This is a genomic window from Flavobacterium sp. TMP13, assembly GCF_050847115.1.
Taxonomy (GTDB): Bacteria; Bacteroidota; Bacteroidia; order Flavobacteriales; family Flavobacteriaceae; genus Flavobacterium.
Map to the genome: position 1 here is coordinate 355,728 of NZ_CP193656.1, position 22,267 is coordinate 377,994.

General features: G+C 34.3%; 17 protein-coding genes. 5 read left to right on the plus strand and 12 right to left on the minus strand.

Annotated features, from left to right (window positions below):
• Positions 1-39: 39 nt before the first annotated feature.
• The 6 genes from ACRASX_RS01555 to ACRASX_RS01580 all read right to left on the minus strand — a co-directional run bounded on the left by ACRASX_RS01555 (position 40) and on the right by ACRASX_RS01580 (position 10,049).
• Entirely contained in the window at positions 40-1,329 is a 1,290-nt protein-coding gene (locus tag ACRASX_RS01555) for a DUF2851 family protein (RefSeq protein ID WP_432222187.1), read from the minus strand.
• 81 nt (positions 1,330-1,410) lie between these two features.
• Positions 1,411-1,896 carry a 3'-5' exonuclease gene (locus ACRASX_RS01560; RefSeq protein ID WP_432222188.1) on the minus strand — a complete coding sequence of 162 codons (486 nt, stop codon included), beginning with the start codon at positions 1,894-1,896 and terminating at the stop codon, positions 1,411-1,413.
• A gap of 10 nt (positions 1,897-1,906) precedes the next feature.
• Positions 1,907-3,268, minus strand: a complete 1,362-nt coding sequence (locus ACRASX_RS01565) for a pyridoxal-phosphate dependent enzyme (RefSeq protein ID WP_432222189.1) — start codon at positions 3,266-3,268, stop codon at positions 1,907-1,909.
• A 35-nt stretch (positions 3,269-3,303) separates the two neighbouring features.
• Positions 3,304-5,280 carry a putative porin gene (locus ACRASX_RS01570; protein WP_432222190.1) on the minus strand — a complete coding sequence of 659 codons (1,977 nt, stop codon included), beginning with the start codon at positions 5,278-5,280 and terminating at the stop codon, positions 3,304-3,306.
• Between the two features lie 147 nt (positions 5,281-5,427).
• A complete protein-coding gene (locus tag ACRASX_RS01575; RefSeq protein WP_432222191.1) occupies positions 5,428-6,897 on the minus strand; it encodes a RagB/SusD family nutrient uptake outer membrane protein in 1,470 nt (489 codons plus the stop codon).
• 11 nt (positions 6,898-6,908) lie between these two features.
• Complete coding sequence (locus ACRASX_RS01580) at positions 6,909-10,049, minus strand: SusC/RagA family TonB-linked outer membrane protein (RefSeq protein ID WP_432222192.1); 3,141 nt, start codon at positions 10,047-10,049, stop codon at positions 6,909-6,911.
• A 195-nt stretch (positions 10,050-10,244) separates the two neighbouring features.
• On the opposite strand from ACRASX_RS01580, the gene ACRASX_RS01585 reads away from it, so the two are divergent.
• Positions 10,245-10,904 (plus strand): ribonuclease HII, encoded by a 660-nt coding sequence (locus ACRASX_RS01585; RefSeq protein WP_432222193.1) that lies wholly within the window; start codon positions 10,245-10,247, stop codon positions 10,902-10,904.
• A gap of 146 nt (positions 10,905-11,050) precedes the next feature.
• Here ACRASX_RS01585 and lipB read toward each other — a convergent pair whose 3' ends face one another.
• The 3 genes from lipB to ACRASX_RS01600 form a co-directional block, all read right to left on the minus strand.
• Positions 11,051-11,761, minus strand: coding sequence for a lipoyl(octanoyl) transferase LipB (gene lipB / locus ACRASX_RS01590; RefSeq protein ID WP_066310242.1), 711 nt, complete (start codon positions 11,759-11,761; stop codon positions 11,051-11,053).
• A gap of 11 nt (positions 11,762-11,772) precedes the next feature.
• On the minus strand, positions 11,773-12,525 hold the full coding sequence (locus ACRASX_RS01595; RefSeq protein ID WP_432222194.1) for a hypothetical protein: 753 nt from the start codon (positions 12,523-12,525) through the stop codon (positions 11,773-11,775).
• A gap of 70 nt (positions 12,526-12,595) precedes the next feature.
• Entirely contained in the window at positions 12,596-13,330 is a 735-nt protein-coding gene (locus ACRASX_RS01600; protein WP_432222195.1) for a hypothetical protein, read from the minus strand.
• A 216-nt stretch (positions 13,331-13,546) separates the two neighbouring features.
• Here ACRASX_RS01600 and ACRASX_RS01605 point away from each other — a divergent pair, with 216 nt between their 5' ends.
• The 4 genes from ACRASX_RS01605 (at position 13,547) to ACRASX_RS01620 (ending at position 18,476) form a co-directional block, all read left to right on the plus strand.
• On the plus strand, positions 13,547-14,779 hold the full coding sequence (locus ACRASX_RS01605; protein ID WP_432222196.1) for a hypothetical protein: 1,233 nt from the start codon (positions 13,547-13,549) through the stop codon (positions 14,777-14,779).
• 14 nt (positions 14,780-14,793) lie between these two features.
• Positions 14,794-15,804, plus strand: a complete 1,011-nt coding sequence (locus ACRASX_RS01610; protein WP_432222197.1) for a hypothetical protein — start codon at positions 14,794-14,796, stop codon at positions 15,802-15,804.
• A 334-nt stretch (positions 15,805-16,138) separates the two neighbouring features.
• Positions 16,139-17,839 carry a lysine--tRNA ligase gene (lysS, locus tag ACRASX_RS01615; RefSeq protein ID WP_432222198.1) on the plus strand — a complete coding sequence of 567 codons (1,701 nt, stop codon included), beginning with the start codon at positions 16,139-16,141 and terminating at the stop codon, positions 17,837-17,839.
• A 172-nt stretch (positions 17,840-18,011) separates the two neighbouring features.
• The gene (locus ACRASX_RS01620) at positions 18,012-18,476 is read left to right on the plus strand and encodes a hemerythrin domain-containing protein (protein ID WP_432222199.1); all 465 of its coding nucleotides are present in this window, start codon (positions 18,012-18,014) and stop codon (positions 18,474-18,476) included.
• Positions 18,477-18,558: 82 nt separating this feature from the next.
• Here the strand turns inward: ACRASX_RS01620 and ACRASX_RS01625 are convergent, their stop codons facing one another.
• The 3 genes from ACRASX_RS01625 to ACRASX_RS01635 form a co-directional block, all read right to left on the minus strand.
• Complete coding sequence (locus ACRASX_RS01625; protein ID WP_432222200.1) at positions 18,559-20,163, minus strand: hypothetical protein; 1,605 nt, start codon at positions 20,161-20,163, stop codon at positions 18,559-18,561.
• 196 nt (positions 20,164-20,359) lie between these two features.
• Positions 20,360-21,382, minus strand: a complete 1,023-nt coding sequence (locus tag ACRASX_RS01630; protein ID WP_432222201.1) for a 2-hydroxyacid dehydrogenase — start codon at positions 21,380-21,382, stop codon at positions 20,360-20,362.
• A gap of 251 nt (positions 21,383-21,633) precedes the next feature.
• Positions 21,634-22,260, minus strand: coding sequence for an SCO family protein (locus tag ACRASX_RS01635; protein WP_432222202.1), 627 nt, complete (start codon positions 22,258-22,260; stop codon positions 21,634-21,636).
• Between the last annotated feature and the right edge of the window lie 7 nt (positions 22,261-22,267).

Consider the following 22,267-nt stretch of genomic DNA (forward strand, 5'->3'; position numbering starts at 1 on the left):
TTTCTCTATTTTGTAATTGCCTACAAAAGTACAAAATATTTAAAGTACTTTCATTTCGCTTTTTACTTTCAATAACTCCATTCCAACCGCACAAGACAAACATTTATTTTTAGCACAGTACTCTTTTTTAAGATGCAATAGCGATTGCGAATCAAAAGCAGTGTTTACGGCAACTTTAAAGAAAGTAAATTTATCTATTGTACTGTTTTTCTCGGCAACAATTTGATTCATAAATTGTAATAATTGTTCAGAATTAGATTCACTTCTAGATTGTGCATACGCAAACTGAATCGGAATTACCGTATTAATGAGTAGCAAGTCAATAAATGCTTTAGAGAGTTTCTTGCTTTTTTTCGAACTTACTTTATCAAAAGTGTAATGCGTTTGCCAGTAATCAGAAACACTTACTTGAAGCAATTCATAGCCATCAACATTTGATTTTAAGTCAATAACTTTAGTGAATAAGTTTTGATGGTGATGATACAAATGTGCCAATTGTGACAAACGAATCGTTGGAAAATTATCTGGGCGAAGTTTAAAAAATTGCAACGGTTGCACATATCCTTCCTCTAATCGAAATTTATGAAGCATGTAGAAGTATCGAAATTTTAAATCGTTAAAATATACATCTTCTTTTTCGTCGACCAACAATTGACCTTTCCCAAAAAGGAGTGCTTCTAGATTTTCAACTTCAAAGCTTTCTTTTCGAATAATAGAAAAAGGCAACGCTTTTGCGATGGCAAGAAAGGATTCACCGTTCGTATTCAATCCAAAGTTTTTAGCTAGAAGACAAAAAAGAACAGCTTCCCAATCATTATTGGTGCTCGATAATAACTCAAATATTAATTTAGATTTTCTTTCTAAACGCTCAAAAAACAAGCGCTCTTTCCAATTACTAAAGATGAAATTATCAATCGTAGCAATTTCTTTTTCACAATAAATCCAGCTTTTAGGTTGAACTAACTTTTTATAATTTACAAGCACTTCAGCAGAGACGAAATCGCGCAACTCAATAGTTGGAATTTCTGAATTATCTTCTCTAAAAATAATTGTGTCGTGCTCCCACACCACGTGTAAAATTACATTTTGATAGGCATTATCTTTTTCGTGATTGTGAACATACCAATCAGACGATTTGATATGAATTTCGACGTTACCAGCCCATTTTTGATTCCCAACTACTAACTGAGCATTAAAAAAATCTGGGCCCGCTAACTCGAGGTAACTTCCGGACGAAATAATTTGAACAGTTTCACCAATAGTAGTTTTAAGATTTAAAACATCAAACTTTTTATACCTCCATAAATAATGTAAAAAATCTTCTTTCATAGATTAGATTTAAATAAACAATTTCTGCTTATTACAAATACTAAATTAATGAAAAAACTTACAATAATTACTTCTAGATATTTATTTTTTTAAGAATAACTTCGCACAAGCACGAGCATCAGAAAGAGCCTCATGATGATTGAGATCAATTTTCATTTCGCGACAGCAATCACTTAACTTTGTTGGTTTAATTCCTTTCGCACGATAAATCTTTACAGTACATTCCCACCGCGAGTTAATATTTAAAGACTCATAATCTAAACCATAGAGCGCCATAGATTTAATTAAAACATTGCGATCAAAGCTTTCATTGTGTGCCACAACAATACGATTTTTTAACCGTTTTTGTATTTCTGGAAAAACTTCTAAAAAACTCTTCGCATTTATTGTTTGATGAGGACGAATACCATGAACTGCAATTGTAAATGGCGAATAAGTATTGTTTGGTGGCTTAATAAGCGTAACAAACTCATCCACAATAATTCCATTTTCGACAGTGACAATACCTACCGAACACGGATGATAAGCTGTGGCTGTTTCAAAATCTATTGCTGCAAAATTACCCATAAATTGTATGCTATTTTATTGCCCCTATAATATCATACTTTGTGATGATATGATGCTTACCATTTCCTAAATCGAGCAAAACAGCGGCATTTTCTTTGGTAAATAATTTAGAAACGGATTCGATTGGTGTTCCTAATTTTACAATAGGAAAAGGTTCTCCCATTACCTCTTTTATTGGTCGATCAGCCACGTCTTTATCAGCTACATAGCTCTGAAACAAATCCGTTTCATCTACAGAACCAACAAAGCCAGAAATATCAACCACGGGAATTTGCGAAATTTTATACTTACGCATCCTTTCAATGGCATGCGAAACCAATTCTTCTGTACGAACAACAATCAATTCCTTATCCAAATGATCTTTAATTACATCTTCGGCTTTGGTAATATTTTCTTCAAGAAAACCACGTTCGCGCATCCAATCATCATTGAACATTTTACCTATGTAGCGACTTCCCGAATCATGAAACAACACTACAACCACATCTTCTGGTTTAAAATGTTCTTTTAATTGCAACAATCCTTTAATCGCAGCACCAGCAGAATTACCGACAAAAATTCCCTCTTCTAAAGCAATTTTACGCGTATAAACAGCAGCATCTTTATCGGTTACTTTAGTAAAACCATCAATTAAAGAAAAGTTTACATTTTTAGGTAAAATGTCTTCACCGATGCCTTCAGTAATATAGGAATAGATTTCATTTTCATCAAAAATACCCGTTTCGTGATATTTTTTAAAGACTGAACCATAGGTATCTATTCCCCAAATTTTAATATTTGGATTTCTTTCTTTTAAAAATTTAGCAACACCAGAAACTGTCCCACCTGTTCCCACTCCAACAACAAAATGAGTTATTTTTCCATTGGTTTGTTCCCAAATTTCAGGACCAGTCTGCTCATAATGTGCTAAAGAATTAGACAAATTATCGTACTGATTCACATACCACGAATTTGGAGTTTCTTCGGCCAATCGCTTTGAAACCGAATAATACGAACGCGGATCGGTTGGCTCTACATCGGTTGGACAAACCACTACTTTGGCTCCAACAGCACGAAGAATATCCATCTTTTCTTTGGATTGCTTATCCGAAATTACACAAATTAATTTGTATCCTTTAACAATAGCAACCAAAGCTAATCCCATTCCGGTATTACCAGAAGTTCCTTCTATGATCGTTCCACCAGGTTTTAATCGACCATCGGCTTCTGCATCTTCCACCATTTTTACGGCCATTCGATCTTTGACAGAATTACCCGGATTAAAAGTTTCGATTTTAGCTAAAACTAAAGCATCTACTCCTGCTACTATTTTATTTAATTTAACCAAAGGGGTGTTCCCGATAGTTCCTAATATGTTATTTGAATAATTCATTAGTGTTGAGTTTGGTTGTACGCTACTTATAAATTTTATTGAAAGAAATTCCAAACCAGACCAAAGCGAATCGTTAGGTCACGATACGGATTATCTGGTGCTGCATAATATTCATTTCCTGTGAAAGCTGCATTAAAATGCTCCACTTTAAAAAACAAACGAGTTTGACGAATGCGTGCGTTTACAAAAAAGTCGAAATTAGCATAATTGCCTATCTCCTTTTCATTTTGAACAAAGAATTCTCCAATCAACGGATTGTAATTATTACCGTAGTACTTAGTAAAGTAATTGAATGAAATACCAGTTTGCAAATACAATGCTTTTTTAAACAAATAATTGGTGTAATAAATCGTATTTCTAGTAACAAATTCTGGCACATTCAAGACCAAATCAGACTGTTTCACATTTTGATACAAAAGAGTATTATCGAGAGCAAAGCGACCAAATTTAAATTCTTTACCTACTTTTACCGAGAGATAATTGATACTATTCTCATATTGTTGTGGAGCGATGATTTGTGTGAAATTTGATTTTTCTTGAATTGTACTGCTATCTTCAAAATACAAATGATCGTCTAAAACCGAATAAGTCGCCGAGAAATTAACCCACGGATTAATAATTGAAGCGTGAAGCGAATTTATTTTTTCGTTCTTGAAATTATTGGACCAATTGTATTGTACGTAACTACTTTGAAACAAATTATAGTTGTTGTTGGGTAATTTATTTATATTTTGATACTGCAGCTCAACCTGAATCTTTTCATTAAAAGAGTATTTTAACTGAGCGTCCAAATTAGACAACGATTGCTCTGTTATTGAGCGAGAGTATAAAAATCGCCCATTCCAATCATTCTTTTGGTATTCATATTGCCCGCCAACATTATTTATATTCTGACTTAAACTACTTGGTATAATATCTTCAACACCTGTATTTGGATTAATATTAATAAGCACACGATTATAATAATAGTTGCTTCTAAAATCATCTGCAAAAAAGTAAAACTTTCCTAAAAGTACATTTTCGTATGCTAAACCAAATTTATTATACATTTTGTTGTAATGCGTTTGATCATTAATATCACTAAAAATATAAGGTTGACCAAAACGAACTGCCTGACTTGTGCCTACCGTCGATGCAACTGTGGGTTGCGTGTACTCAAAATCTTTATTTTCGTAATTGAACTGATGCGTAACATATAAATTATTACTGACATCGTTAGTGTTAATTCTAAAAGCGTGATCTACAAAAAAGCGTCTTCCTTTTAAAAAAGAACGGGCATCTGTTAAAAAAACTTGTAAACGCTGTCTGTTTTTATAATCGGCATTACCACTTTCAAAATCATCTGGTGTGGTAATTCCACCATTTTCACTGTTTAAGATATCTTGATAGGTTACGTGCAAATTAAGAACGTATCTTTTATCAGTAGTATGATAGCTCGTCGTAAATCTGAAGTTGCCTGTGCTTGACAATTGATTAATATAATTTCCTTCCGAACGTAAACCACGATAAGCTGCAGAAAAATTAAGGTTCTTAGATGTATTTAAAGTAATGAAAGAATCGACATTTTGTCCTTTACCAATTGTACTATTAAAAAATAATTCGGTAAATGGCGTTGCAGCCGAATAATACTGAATTTGATTGGCTTCTAAGAAATTAAAATGCTTGGCCTTAAATCCAAATTCAGGATAAGGATCAAAGCTAGTCAAACTATAATCGAGCGTATTATACGTTTGTCCAATATTAGAAAAAGCTAACAGTCCAAAGTTATCTTTTCGTAAGTAATTGTGCTTGTAATACTTTTGTATTGTGAGCGACGTATCGGCATAAATAGTATCATGTTCTAAAGTGAAAATTTGATACTGATCTATAGTAGCAACCTTTTGTTTTACTTTTTGAACGGTGTCATTGATACTTTTATGCGTATCGTGTATATCAAATTTCGAATTCGGTTTTCCTTGAGCAAATAACACTAAAGGCAGTATTAAAAAAGATAAAAAAAAGAGAATCCTCATTGTATGATCGCTATATGGGTAATTATTTGAATAATTTTTAGTAAAGCAAAGGTAAAATATAAAAAGGTATAAATAAAAAATTAGTTCTTAAAGAAAAAACCCGATTACATAAAGTAATCGGGTTTAAAATTTTTATTATAGACTAAACTACAAATCATTTTGTTTTACTAATGGATTTGCATTAATCTCATCGCGAGGTATAAGCCATTGCCATCTTTTATCTGATGCCGGTACAGATAAAACACCTCCAGTTAATGTCGAGTTATGGTTTGCTCCGGTACGATCTAAATCTGAATTGGTTCTTTTTAGATCCATAAATCTAAATCCTTCTCCCCATAATTCAATTCTGCGTTGAAACATTACCTCATCTGCTAAATCTTGTCCTGTCTTTGTTGACAGTATATAAAACGGATTTCTCTTTTTTACAAAATCAAATAAAACTTGAGCGGCATCAGCAGCACCTAATTTAGCTTTTGCTTCTGCTTCAATTAAATACATCTCTGCAGCACGCATATAAGGAACATCACAACGACTATCTCCAGTACTTACTGATAAAAACTTTTGACTTGTGTACGGGAATGGTTTTGCAGCAGCAACTAGAACCACATTTGGGTGAGCACCCGTTTTACTAAATATAGCAGCACGAACATCGGTTATTGGAATTTGATTGTACAGCTTACTATTAATTGCTTTTGGACACGCCTTAATTACGGCCGAGTTAAAGTTACGAGACATGTATGCTCCAAAATTCGCAAAATATGCGGTTTGAACTTCTACCACATGGCTTCCCCACATCCACTCTTGATTAGTATAATTATTAAAGCCTGAAGTATATTCTGCAATAGTCATTAAATTCTTTCCTGTTCTGGCTTTACTTGCATTATCGGCAGCAACTAACCAATTTCCTTGCACTAAATTCACACGAGCTTTTAGTCCATAAGCTACTCGTTGATCTAGGTGCGAATTGTTCCCCTTTTTATATCCCGCTAACAACCCAATAGCTGTATCAATATCATCATTAACTTGTTTGTAAACATCTTCAACAGAAGATCTTCCAACAATATCTGTAGTTGATAAAACAAGAGGTACTCCATCTTGAGTATTTGCAGCACCACTAACGTATCTTTTACCATAGATCTGAACCAACTGAAAGTGGCCGAAAGCTCTATATAACAGTGCTTGCCCTTTTGTAATGTCTTTGTCTGCTTGAGGTCCTGAAGCTGCATCTGCATTGTTTATAATTGCATTTGCATTTCTAATAATTTGATAAAATGTTCTGTAAGGAAATCGTACTTCAGATGAATTTTCATTGGAAGGAGCAGTCCAGTTATAAACACTAGAAAACCAGCTATTCGAAGCGGTGTAAACTAAGTCTTCTCCTGCAATATCCATTTGCTGCATGATTCCTCCCACGCCAGTTTGTCCTTGACTCTCATACCTAATGTACATCGAACGGTGAATACCGTTCAATGCCAAATACAATGCATCGGTGTCTGCGGTGGCAGCATCCTCACTGATAAATTCAGTAGGAGTTTGGTCTAAAAAATCGCTTGAACACGACCCTAATACTAGAGTTGAAGCTGCGATTATTATATATTTTGATAAATTAATTTTCATACTATTTAAAATTAAAAGTTTAAATTAAGTCCTAATGAAAAAATTCTAGCAGGAGAAAACCTGTTTTGAGTAGTACCATTAAAATTTTGAGTTGGATCCATTCCTTGTTTCTTAGTAAAAAGAAGTAAGTTTTCTCCATTTACAAAAAATCTCATGTTATCAACACCAATTTTTTCTGTAAAATTTATAGGTAATTTATACGATAAGTTGGCTTGTCTAAATGACAAATAATCTGAATCAACTAACCATCTGTCTGAAGATGCTGAAGATGCTGTATTTGTGGTAACGTCTAACCTCGGTACATTTGTTACATCTCCCGCTTTTTGCCATCTGTTTAAAATATCAGTACTTAAAGCTGATCCATAATCATTTCCTGTATGCATTAAAGATTGATAATTACTATCGTAAGTTTTACCACCCATTTGATACGTAAACATTACACTTAATTCTAAGCCTTTATAATTAAAGGTATTCGAAAAACTACCATATAAATCTGGCAATGCAGAACCGGCATATTTGTATAAAGCTTTCGTATGGTTTGTCGTAACATTCATACCATTTACAACGCGTTGCTCGGTATCTCCTGCAACAATTAGTGCTGGGTCTGCAACATATAATGCATAACCATCTGCAGAATCAACACCGTACCAGTCTCTCAACCAATATTCATAAATAGAACTACCAACTGTATATTTTTTAGTACCATTGATAATTTCTTTCTGTGGAAGAGAAGTAATTTCATTAGTTATTGTTGAAGCGTTAACAGTGAAATCCCAAGAGAAATCATTTGTTTTAATGATAGCTGCATTTAATGAAACTTCTATACCTTGATTAAACATAGAACCAATATTTTCAACTCTTGTATCTAAACCTAATGACAAAGGATTAGGAACATCAAAAATTAATCCGTCTGTTTTACGATTGTAATACTCAACTGTACCAGTAAATCGGTTTTTAAAAGCAGCAAATTCAAGCGCTAGGTCTGATTGTGTGTTTTTTTCCCATTTTAAATTAGGAGCTCCAATACCGTTAGAAAGAATACCTCCTTCTGAATCATTGTCATAACCTAAAGCATAAGTTGGCTGACTTACGTAAAAACTTAATCCTGAATTGCTGATATGAGAATCATTACCAACCTCTCCGTACGAACCTCTAATTCTTAAATCATTAATCCATGAACTATCTGCTAAGAAATTTTCTTTTGAAATGTTCCAAGCTGCTCCAACAGAGTAAAAATTACCCCAACGGTTGTCTTTTGCAAATTTAGAAGAACCATCTCTACGGAATGACCCCGAAATTAAATATCTTCCGTCGTAATCATATCCAAGTCTTGAGAAATAAGCTTCTGTAGCGTAATTTCTTTTATACGATTCTAAGTTAGTTACGGTAACAAAATTAATTAATTCTGAATTATCATTTACAACCTGTCCTCTTTTAGTACCTGTTACGTATGTAGTTTCATAATCAAAACTTTCATGACCCAATAACGCTGTTAAATTATGTACACCAAAAGATTTAGAATAATCTAAAATTTGATTAAAAGTAACACCTGTATATCCATTAGAATCTTTTGATGCACCACCTAAACCAGCTGCATCTCCGATAACTTTGTTCTTATAATCTGATGAATTTACAGATCTCTTATCGATAGCGTAGTTTGCTGTAAATTTAAGTCCTTCGTAAAGATTAAACTCAGCAAAAGTTCTTGCTGATAAAGCTATCGATTCCGCACGATCACTATTGTATAAAGTTTCATAAATAACATTACGACCATTTGATGCTCCCGTACCTCTTAATGTAGAGTATACTTTATCACCAGCGTCATCCACTAGGTAACTACCATCAGCATTATGATCGAAAACAGGATAAATTGGCCCCATGTATCTGATCGTTCTAAATGGATTATTAAATGATGAACTATTATCAGCTCCATCAACTGCACGATCAGAATCTGTAAGCGCTCCTGATAAATTCAAACCAGTTTTAAACCATTCTTTAAATTTTGAATTGATATTAACACGCGCAGTCGTTCTTTCGTAATCTGACTTCTTAATATTTCCTTGTTCATTTAAATTACTTATCGAAACAAAATAATTAGAAGTTTCGCTTTTTCCTTGGTACGAGAAATCTACATTTCTTCTTACACCAGCTCTAGAAAGTGGTTTTTCCCAATCTAAATCACCAGGATATAATAATGATGCATTTGGATTCAATTTACCATCAACGCCAACAATTTGATTGTCTGCCACATTAAATGGGTTTGTGTATAACAAAGCAGCAATATTATTACTTGCATAAAGATTAGCAGCATCCATTTGAGTTGGAGTACTCATTGGTCTACTATTTCTTACTGCTTCCCACTCTAATGGGTAATATTGTTGCGCATTAACTCTATTGTATTCAGGAATTGACCTTGACGACAAACCTTGGCTTATGTTTAAAGTAAATTTATCTTTTGAAGATTTTCCTGTTTTTGTTGTAATAATAATTACACCATTCGCAGCTTTTGACCCATATAAAGAAGTTGATGCCGCATCTTTTAAAACACTCATGCTTTCAACATCAGCACTATTAATAGTGCTAATGTCTCCGGTGTAAGGAACACCATCGACAATATATAAAGGTGTATTAGAGCCATTTATCGAGCTAAAACCTCTAATTCTAATTGCTGGTGCAGAACCTGGCTGACCTGCTGAACTTTGAACTTGCAAACCAGAAGTAGCTCCATCCAATCCTGCTAAAACATTTGTTAAAGCTCTGTCTTCGATGTCTGCTGCTTTTATTGACGAAACTGAACCAGTATATTCAGATTTTTTAACACGTCCATATGCTACAACAACAACCTCATCCATTTGTTGAGCTGAAGATTCCATTTTAACATTTATTGCATTAGTTGCGCCAACGGTAATTTGTTTGTCGTTCATACCCACATATGAAAATAACAAAACATCACCCGTTTTTGCTTTAACGGAATAGCTACCGTCAAAATCTGTTTGAGCAGTAATTTTACCACCCTTTACAAGTACATTTACACCTGGTATAGGTCCAGATGAATCTGAAACAACTCCAGAAACAGTTTTTTCTTGTGCAAAAGAAAACTGTACAGATAACGCTATCAATAGCGTAAAAATCCATTTAAATTTCAATTTCATACATTTAAGTTTTGAATTAGTTAGTACGCAAAAATCATAATAATATCTTAATAAAGCAACAGGTAGGGTCAATTTATTTAATATTTAATTAACATTTGTGTTAATTAAATATTAAATGCTAATTTTGTCCTACAAATGAAAACGTGACTTACTGATTTCCATTATCATAGATTATTAACACATAAAGTATACATTTTGTTAAAAATTTCCCATTCTACCGCAGATTACGAGGCTGGGACAGATGAGGCTGGCCGAGGGTGTTTGGCTGGACCAGTTACAGCAGCTGCGGTTCTTTTTCCTACAAATTTTAATAACCTATTAGTAAACGACAGCAAACAATTATCTGAAAAAACTAGAGAAATACTGCGGCCACTTATTGAATTTGAGGCAATATCGTTTGCAGTGACACATCTTTATCCGCCAGAGATCGATGAAATTAATATTTTGAATGCATCGATGAAAGCCATGCAAGAAAGTATATTGTGTTTAAATCCGGTCCCTGAATTTATTATTGTAGATGGAAATCGGGCATTGAATGCTAAGTTGGGAATAAAAAGTAAGACAGGAAAACAATTTTCTAAACTCGAAATGGATCTCTTACAATCTATTCCAAATGAAAGTATTATAAAAGGAGATTCCAAGTATTTAAGTATTGCTTCGGCTTCGATACTGGCAAAAACCTATCGAGATGAATATATGAATACAATACACGAAGAGTTTCCAATGTACAATTGGAAGAAGAATAAAGGATATCCTACCAAAGAACATCGGGAGGCTATTAAAAAATACGGAACTACCAAATACCACCGAATGAGTTTTCGTCTTTTGCCAGATCAACTCGTATTGGACTTGTAATATTAAACTTATATCTCGTTTAAAAAGTATAAGATATCTATGAGAAGCACTAAAGATTCAAACATTCTAAAAAAGTGGAAAAACCTCTCTAGTTTCCAAGTTTACTAGCGTGATACTCTCAAAATTTGAAACTTGGAGAACTGTATTCAAGCTTCACAATGGTCAAAATCCGCTTCAAACAATTCTGAAAGATGCTTGATTATTTGCTTTTTCACTTGAGCTTCGTCGACATTCTCTACTCCTAGTTCGACATGTAGCGAAGTAACTGCTTTACCGCGTATTCCGCAGGGAATGATATTATCAAAATAGCCTAAGTCAACGTTTACATTTAAAGCGAAACCATGCATGGTAACCCAGCGCGACGCTCGGACACCCATAGCGCAAATTTTACGAGCAAATGGAGTTCCTACTCCCAACCAAACTCCTGTTTCGCCTTCACTTCTACCCGATTCTAAACCAAAATCTTTTAGAGTTAAAATGATTGCTTCCTCTAGGAAACGCAAGTACTTGTGAATATCAGTGAAAAAGTTCTCTAGATCTAGAATAGGATAACCTACAATTTGTCCTGGTCCGTGGTACGTAATATCTCCACCTCGATTAATTTTGTAGAAAGTAGCTCCTTTGGCCTCGAGTTGCTTTTCAGATAAGAGCAAGTTTTGTAGATCTCCACTTTTCCCTAGCGTATATACGTGCGGATGCTCGACTAAAAGTAAGTAATTTGGAGTCGGCAAATTCAGTTCTTCGCGGCGGTTTCTGATCTTTAAATCAACGATATCCTTGAATATTTTTTCCTGATACTCCCACGTGTCTTTATAATCTTTCTGACCTAGATCTTGCAGTTTTATTTTTTTATTCATCTCACTTAATATTATTCAAACTCAACAATTAGATCCAGTTTTTTGGGGTTTTCCATATAATCAGTAAACGGATATTGAACGGTTATTGATTTGCGGTCAGCACTAAAAAGCGCATCGGGATTAGAAACCTTTTTGATGCGTTTTGGAAAATTATACTTTAGAACATAATTAGACGAGGCAAAAATCATTTTATACATTCCAAGCGAATCTTCACTTACTGTATTGCTGTCTTTTGGAGCTACAGTCACTACTCGGTTGAATTTTTTTGCAGTATAAGAATAGGTTACATTCGAATTGTTATTAGCAAAATCGCTACCCATTCCAAGTGGATTTTCACTATTTGATTTTTTATCTAATTTTTGCAACGTTTGCATCGCTTTTAGCATATCTTGTAGTTCATTCACATTGGTAAAATTACTTTTAAGCGCTACTAAAAACTGCTTTTGTTCTGCATTCATTTTCATCTCTACAACAACGTCCTCTAGCTTTTTTAACTCTTGTTGTGTTTTAAGCGGCAGTTTAACAATACTATCCTTTTTTTTGGCAAACACTTGTTTAAAAGCAAAAGTAGTATCAATATTTTTAGATTGTTCTTCACTCAATCCAGCAGCCATTTGCTCTCCGGACATCGCCATTAAAGCAGAACCATCCATATTTACAGCATATTGTCCGGTGCCATTTTCATCTATAGTAATAGTTTCCGTAAAAGTGCAACTCGTTAAAACAGCACTAAGCAGGGCCAGTAATAGGTAATGAATTTTCATTTTATTTCTTTTTTTGCAAAGATACAAAGACAATTAGAGCTTGTCTATAAATTGGCGCTACATTAAATAATTAAATTTTATTCTCTAAAATCACTTCGACAGCAGTGCTTTCGGGATTTCTCAAACACTCTGTCAATAAAAAAGTAAGATGAATTGATTTTTTATCACTGCCAATAACTGCTTTTGAATTAGATACCGATTTTATTTTTCGTGGAAACTGATACCGCAAAACATATTCTTCTATGAGATTTTGGCCTGCTATTTTTTTGATTATCAAATCTATTTGCTCCTGTTGTTCTTGCAGCAAATTTTCGTTTGTAATAAAAACCTTCCGCTTAAAAGTTGTACCATCAAATTCATACTGTACTTTATAATAGTGTTTCTCGGCCGTTAAAGCATAATTGAATTTTATATCATCGGCATAATTTTTAGCTTTATACAAATCAGGAATGGCACTTACCTCCTTAAAAGCTAGTGATGTTTGGTCTATAAATTCTTTATCAAAAGAGCTTTTTTTAGTAGACAGTAACACGTCATTATAACGGTCGAATAAATTACGTTCCTCTGGCAAGTATTTTAAATAATTTTCAATGTATTTAAAAATGCACTCTTTAAATACCGTTGTAGTATCAACAAAAACATCTTCTCTTGAATAATTTTCTCCTGCTAGTTTCATATAACTATTCTCTACGCGAAGTTCTTCTATTGTGATCTCACCGCTTCCATCTGAATTAATAACGAGCGTTTCTGTAACTTGACAAGAACTAAAAAACAGCATAGTAAGGCCTAAAAACAATGTTTTCATGTTTGATAATTATAGTATTATAAGTGTAAATATAATGTAATTCCTACTGTTTTTTAATTTCACGATTTTCAAGTACAAGCAAATCAACTATAACGATTGCACTTACTTGTGTTCGAAAACAATAAACTAAAAAAACAATTTTTTTTTAATAAAAGTACTGTTAATCTTTGCATAAATTAAAAATAACCCAAAATCTAAATGCTCTAACTTATTTAAATGAACTTAAAAAGAAACAAATGGCTAGTTTTAAACCTACTACTTGCCAACATTTTGTTATTCAGCAGCTGCGACGATAACAGTAACGAAACAAATTACAATGCCAACTACGTGGCTATCATAGACGCTAGTAATTTACCCGCGGGAAACCATGCAATGACTATGTTTGAAGATGGGGAAAGCTCTGCAAAAATGTACAATAATAGTGACAGATGGTTTAGAGTCAATCAACCTTTGCAGGTGCTTCAAAAAGGTAAAGATTCAGTACAATTATCTCTGTATTCTCCTGTCGGACTTACAGATGTAAAGGTATACGCTAAACTTCCAAATTATGACAAACGCTTTGTCTTGTACCATTTTAGTAAAGTTCCGGCATTCCATCGTTCTTTTCACCAACTTCCCTTGACAGCTGGTAAAAATGACTATTTATTAGAAAACGGAAAGACAGTTACTATTGATAAAATTGAGGGGTTTTCAACTGGTTCGATCGAATTTTCTATTGAGTCAACTGATTCGTTGTATACCAAGTTGAAAAAAATTAAGTCATCGCACCTAGTACAGTTTAGCGATCAATACCATAAAGGAGAATTAGGTAAATTTTTACCAATGAATCCTGTTTTAGCAAAAGAAGCAATAACGATGATTCTAAATTATTCCTATGCTCTTAGTCATCCATTATATTACGAAGCTTTTGTGAATTTTGACAAATACAAACAAGATCAAGCTACCTTGGCAGGAAGAGCTGTTAATGGCGCGACCAATTGGCATGGTAACGCAGACGATTCCAACGGAACTTATGACTATTTATCTCAAACGCAAATAGAACAAATTTATTGGAATTACCTTGACGGAAGAACGTTAAACATGGCAATGGTTGGTGGAGAAGCTGCTTTAGGCGGGGGCCCGTTAGCCTCACAATGGGAATCTGGTTATGTTGCCGGTCATTGGCGTGGCGATATGTCTATTTGGTCTCATGAATATTCACATCACATTGGTTATAGTCACACTAGTAATCTAGCAAACAGCGGCGAAGGCGGCGGACAGCAAGAAATGCTGACTGATTTTTATAAATATTTAATTCATTTAAATGATTTGCCATTTACGAACCCTGACATCTTACAAACTTGGACAAAAACAAGTTATTTGAGTGGTCCGTATAAAAAACCGACGTTTAAAATTGATGCAAAAAATCCATTTTTACTAAAATACAAAGGACAGGGAAAATGGAACTAAAAAATATATCTAAAATGAATAAAATTGCTTTTTTTATAGCAGTGCTTTGTGCATTTACAAGCTGTAGCAAAGATTCTGAAGACAGCGCTAGCGGTGTCGATTACGGTTATTACTATCCTATGCTAGATGCAACAATTACTTCGAGTCAAATAGGAGACGGTACGGGTAAATTAGATCCCAAAGGAATTGCAATCGCTAATGATAAACTATATGTATGCAATGGAGACCAATTGGATATATTTAATGCACAAACCTTAGTATTTGAAAAAACAATTCGTAAGTACATAAAAGGAACAACGACAATTGATTTCACAAAGCTTTCATCGATTTCTATAGAAGAAGGTCGTATTTATTTAGGAAGTGTGGATTCGCGAGTTTTTATTTTGGACGAAAAAACAACTGGAGGAATAAGCACATTAGGTAATGGACAATGGTGGACTACTTTTGTACACGTTTTTGGTGTAGTAGTTCGCGACGGACTTGTATTTGTCAAAGAGAAAGAAACTACTGTGAAGGTTTTTGAAGTTTCGCAAATTACAGAAACAAGTAATTGGAACTTAGCTCCGATTGCCAAATTAAATACCGTAAGTGGTTTTGACGAAATTTACTCTATGGACGTTTCTAATGGTAACTTGGTAATTGCCGGAAGAGACGCTAAAAGTTTTCTTTATTATAAAATAGCGGATATTCGCGCCAATGGAGCTGCTTCTTTAAGCACTCCAATGAGTCCGACAAAAGCCGCATTGGGCGACAATAGACCAACGTCGCTAAATTTAAGTACAGATTGGGCAATGACTTCCGAAAATATTGGAAATGTAAATTACGTGCGTTTGTACTCGAAAGAAGATTTTCTTAATAAAAATTACAATTCGATAGTGAGCAGCTCGGATATCTTGGGTAAAGAGAAATTCGGCACTATTTATAGTGTTGCGCAACTGGATGATCGTCTTTTTATATCGGATAATTCAAATCAGAAAATAAAGGTGATTAAGCTTAAAAAAGCATCGATAATAGAACAAAAATAAGCACATTTTAAAATTTTATTTTCGAAAATAGAATCTAAAATAGCATTATAAAAAAGAGCAATACTGTACTAACAGATTGCTCTTTTTTTTTGACTTATAATTACTCTAAGAAAAAAAGAAAGCTAATTAAAAATAGAAAACCTTCGGCTTTAGCCCCGATGGAAGCGGCATCCTTTTTTGCTTTTTCGGCAAAAAAGATATAGTGAACAGCGGGACCAATCGTGCTAAAAAGCAGTTAATTTTAGCTCCTTAAAAAACTTTGGCTTTGAAAGTTTGAAACGTTGCTACTTTGCTACTTAAAAAGTATCTTTGCAGACTTAAAAATCAGTACACAATGGCCTTATCAGAACAAGAAATTATCCGAAGAGAAAAACTTCAAGCCTTACGTAACTTAGGAATCAATCCTTATCCTGCGAATCTTTTTCCTGTAAATCATACTTCGAAACAGATTAAGGAATCTTTTGAAGAAGGAAAAAAGGTGATTGTTGCAGGTCGTTTGATGAGTGTGAGAGATCAAGGAAAAGCTTGTTTTGCAGAGTTGCAAGATAGCGAAGGTCGCATTCAATTGTACGTGAACCGTGATGTTTTATGTGAAGGAGATGATAAAACTTTATACAATCAGGTTTTCAAAAAACTGACCGATTTGGGCGATTTTATCGGTATTGAAGGTGAATTGTTTACAACCAAAGTTGGTGCGCAATGCATTCGTGCTGATAAATTTACTTTTTTGAGCAAAACGTTGCGTCCGTTGCCGTTGCCTAAAGTGGATGAAGATGGAAAAGTGCACGATGCGTTTAATGATGCTGAATTGCGTTACAGAATGCGTTATGTGGATTTGACGGTGAACCAAAACGTAAAAGATACTTTTATTAAGCGTACTAAATTGTTTAATGCCATGCGTGGCTACTTTAACGATGCTGGATATTTAGAAGTAGAAACGCCTATTTTGCAAGCGATTCCTGGTGGTGCGGCGGCTCGTCCGTTTATTACACACCACAATTCATTGGACATTCCGTTGTACATGCGAATTGCAAATGAATTGTATTTGAAAAGATTAATTGTTGGTGGATTTGATGGAGTGTATGAGTTTTCGAAGAACTTCCGTAACGAAGGAATGGACCGAACACACAACCCAGAATTTACTGCGATGGAAATATATGTAGCCTACAAAGACTACAACTGGATGATGGAATTTACGGAATCTTTGTTAGAGCATTGCGCTATTGGCGTAAACGGAACCAGCGAAGCTACTTTTGGTGAACACCAAATTAGTTTTAAAGCGCCGTATGCTCGTGTAACGATGACAGATTCGATTAAACATTTTACTGGTTTTGATATTTCGGGTAAAAACGAAGCGGAACTTTTTGAAGCAGCAAAAGGAATGGGAATTGACGTGGATAACACGATGGGGAAAGGAAAATTGATTGATGAGATTTTTGGCGCTAAATGCGAAGGAAATTATATTCAACCGACTTTTATCACGGATTATCCTAAAGAAATGTCGCCTTTGTGTAAAGAACACCGTGAAAATCCAGAATTGACGGAGCGTTTTGAATTGATGGTTTGTGGTAAGGAAGTAGCCAATGCTTATTCTGAATTGAATGATCCAATTGACCAAAGAGCGCGTTTTGAAGATCAAATGCGTTTGGCTGCTAAAGGTGATGATGAAGCCAACGGAATTATAGACGAAGACTTTTTGAGAGCCTTGGAATACGGAATGCCACCAACGTCTGGTTTGGGTATTGGAATGGATCGTTTGATGATGTTTTTGACTAATAATGCTTCGATTCAAGAGGTTTTGTTGTTCCCGCAAATGCGCCCCGAGAAAAAACAACAAATTGAATTGACCGATGAAGAAAAAGTAATCATCGATATATTGAAAGCAAATAACAACCAAGTTGAATTGCCTCTTTTGAAAGAGAAAGCGGGTTTAAGCGGTAAAAAATGGGATGTTTCCATGAAAAACTTAACCAAACATGGTTTGACGAAAGTAGTGGTTGCTGGAGATTCTAAAATGGTAGAATTGGCAGAGTAAATCATCTGAAACTATAATATTGAAAAGCGAGAAATTCTTCAGTTGGATTTCTCGCTTTTTTGATGCGTCGTAACATAAATTTATAACAAATTCGAAACGATATGGTATAAACCTAGAAACGTAGGAATTTCCAATAAACAATTTGTATTTTTATAAAAAAATAAGTCCTACTATGGAAGATAAAAAACCATTAAAAAGAGCCACTGAATTGCAACCTCTTAGTCACGACCATCATTATGCTTTACAATTGTGTTGGAAAATAAGAACAGGATTCTCAAAAAATATAGCAGTAGAACGAATTAAATTATATACCGATTGGTTTTTTGAAAATTCTTTAGCCGAACATTTTAAACTAGAAGAGCAAGATGTATTTACAGTTTTAGAGCCGGGAAATGAATTAGTAAAAAGAGCATTATTAGATCACGAAAGTTTAACTACTTTGTTTCACGCTCAATCGGATGTGAAAGAAAATCTAGAAAAAATTGAGTCTCTTTTAAAAGCGCATATTCGTTTTGAAGAAAGAGAATTGTTCGCTGAAGTGCAAAAAATTGCAACCCCGCAACAACTTGAAAAAATAGAAGCTGCACATGCACAAGATGATTTTAAAGAATACGATAAAGACGAATTCTGGCTGTAAATGCTGCAAAAATCGGGAATAAAAAAAGGGAACCTCAAATAGAAGTTCCCTTTTTCCGTTCTTAAAATAAAATTGAGGAGTTTTATTTTAATTTATTTTCTGTATCTGTAAAATTCCCTGTAATAGTTACACCGTTGTTTTTAGTAACTTTTCCATAGATTGTAATTGTAGATCCCGAAGCAAATTCTAATTTGGCGTTGCTATTCAAGATAAGATTTCCGTAAATTACCACGCTACCATCTATTTTTAAAGTTCCGTTTACATTAAAATTAGTGCTCTCACTGCGGTACTGTCCTTGTGCCATAGATCCTTTCATTGTAAACACACCATTACTATTGATGTTTACACCTTGACTAATGGAAAGTGAACCACAGAATGCTAAATTTTGATTAACGTTAACTCCTTGCAATGAAGTTGCGCCTTGATAATTTAAGCTCTCACCAGAATTTACATTCAGCCAATTTCCGCCCTTATATGTTGGAAAGCTAGCGCAATCAAGAACTGCATTTAATTTTTTAATAATCTTCAATCCACCTTTGCCTGTAGCAACAAAAATATAATCACCAACACTTTTTACATAATTAGAAGAATCTCCTAAGAAAATACTTCCAATAGAAACTAACGTATTGTTGGTGTTTTTGTAAACCGCAACTCCCGCAGCACCATTAGCAGCATACACGTATTCTCCATTTACCGAAACAGCATTCGTTACTATATCTATTTGATCAACGTTTGCGATTCCGGTTGGCAAGCTTAACGTTTGCAACAAACTTCCCGCTAAATTATACACTTGCACTCCGTTGTAACCGTTAGCCACCACTAAATTAGAGCCTTGAAAATCGATTGTTCTTTTTGCATCAGGAACATCTGTCGCTGTTGTTATCGACGAAATCAATGCCATTGAATCTCCATTGTATATTTTAATTCCCTGAGTTCCGCTCATTACCACAACTTTATTATCCATCAAACCCAAAGCTCTTAAATCTTCTACCGCTATAGCAGTTTGAATGGTATTGGTTGCTTTATTGATTTTGGTTACAGCACCCGTAAAACCAGAAATTGAATAATAACTTGAATTGGCTACTGCTACACCTGTACTTACCTTTCCTGCTACTGAGACCATGGTATAGTTATTACTCAATAAGCCGTTTTGCAAAGTCATTTTTGCTACAAAAGCTGGTGTAGGCAGCTCCGGATTGGCATCTAAACTTGTAGCTCCTGTTAAATAAAGAACTCCATTGTTATACACGACCGTGTTGATATCTGTATTTGGCAATAGTGCCTGAACAACTAATTTTGGACTGTTGGGCTGTGAAACATCGATCACATCAATTCCGCCTAAATAAGTTTCGCCTTGGGTGCTGTATGCAACATACACATAATTATCTTTTACATCAACATGCGTTGCTGTAAGTGTTTTTCCTTCATAAACTGGCGGTTTAACTTCTGCTAATAAAGACATTGGAAAATTATCAGCTCCCGAAGAAGATTTTGAAGTTAGTTTTGACGTCGTTAGCATTATCACTCCCGATTTCTCAAAATCCATTCTATTCGCCAACAAATTACTATCTGAGTTTAAAACTACTTTTGCTACTGCATTTGTAGCAGAATCGTTTACATGGTCTGATTGACACGCTTGCAAAAGCACTGCAAGCACTAAAAATACAGTAAAAAGATTTTTTTTCATGTTTATAATTTGGTTTAGAGAGCGCAAAATTACTTTATAAAAGCATTCTAAATACATCATTATCAATGTTTAACACATTTGAACTTTTTTTAGCAATGTTCCGGCATAAAATGTAATTAATTGAATAGATTTAACACTAAATAAAGTTTTAATGCATAAAAAAAATTCTTATGTAGTTCTTTATAAATCACTTATGCTAGACCAACTGTGTCAATTGATCTTTTGTTTGACCATTAAGTGCTAATTCTTTTACGTTACTCAACGTAATTAACGCAATTTGAGTCAAAGCTTCATTGGTAAAAAAAGCTTGATGTGCGGTTACCAACACATTTGGGAAACTCATTAAACGCTGAATTTTGTCGTCCTGAATTATATCTTCGGATAAATCTCTAAAAAACAATTTTTCTTCTTGTTCGTAAACGTCAATACCTAAGTAGCCAACTTTGCCGCTTTTTAGACCCTTAATTACGTCTGAAGTGTTAATTAAAGCACCACGACTTGTATTAATTATCATGACATTAGTTTTCATTTGGGCCAATGTCTTTTTATTGATAAGGTGGCGTGTTTCGTCATTTAAAGGACAATGAAGTGAAATAATATCACTTTTTTTAATTAACGTGTCTAAAGCAACATACTGAACTCCATCCGCTTCCATTCCCGAATCTTTAACAACATCATAGGCTACAACTGTGCTGCCAAATCCTTTTGCAATTTTAGAAAATGCTTTACCAATATTACCAGTTCCTATAATTCCGATTGTCTTTCCGTGCAAATCAAAACCCAATAATCCATGTAAAGAAAAATTTTGTTCGCGCACGCGATTGTATGCTTTATGTGTTTTACGGTTTAAGGTTAAAATCATTGCCATAGCATGTTCTGCAACCGCCTCAGGCGAATAAGCGGGCACTCTGCAAACTTGAATTCCGTGCTTTTTGGCTGCTTCCAAGTCCACATTATTAAAACCTGCACAACGCAAAGCGATAATTTTGACTTCTTTTTCTGCTAGCTTTTTAATAACAGCGGCATTAACCACATCATTCACAAAAACACAAACAATAGCTTTATTGTCAACCAAAGTAACGGTTTGCTCGTTCAATTGAATGTCGAAGAACTCAAGTTCAAAACCAAAATCGGCATTGTATTTTTCGAAAAATGTCTGATCGTACGGCTGGGTCGAAAAGAAAGAAATTTTATGTGAAAGTAAATTGATCTTAGTCATGATTTTAGCTACTGTTTAAGTGTAGTTAAAGTTAGACTATTCCGATCTAGTATCTACTTGCAAATCCTACTATAACTAAAAAAACCAATACTTGCTTTTGACAGCTAATATTGGTTTTTAATTTTCCAAAACGAATTCTAATCTCTTCTGTATTCTAATTTAAAAAGGGTATTATAAAATGATTTACTGATGAGCTTTGTATAATTAGTTCTTAAAAACAGCAAAAAAACAACAGCTGTTTCGCAATAAGGTTAATGAAGCTTTTTTGCCTCTTCTTTAATTTTGGCTACCGTAGCCGCATCATTTACATTGATACCTTCTTGTTGGTACATTAATTCTCCTTCGGCATTAAATACACTGATAATGTTCGAATGCGAGAAATCTATTGGCGTTATCTTTTTGTAATTAACCGCTAAAACAGCCGCAAATTCTCTAGTATTCTCTTCGGTAGAGCGCAAGAACATCCATTGTTCTGACGTCATTTTATTTTCGATAGAAAAAGCCTTCAAACGCTCTGGTGTATCTACTTTGGGATCGATACTCAACAAAACAAATTTAACGTGCTCCTTACTCTTTTTGTCAAGTTGACTTTCGATATTTCTCATGTCAGCAACTAATCTTGGACAAGCAGCCTGGCACGAAGTGTATATCATAACCATAACCACTACATTGCCGCGAAGCGATTTCAATTCAATATCTTTACCGTCTTGATTCGTCCATTGAGACGGAAGATTATAAATAGACATATCAGAAATCGGCTTTTCAGCTTCGTCTTCAGTCGTCTTTTTATCTCCCTTGCCATTACATGAAATAAGTAGCGAAATAAGAACTAAAAAAAACGAGTAGAAAATTTTATTTTTGATCAATGGTCTTTTCATGATATTT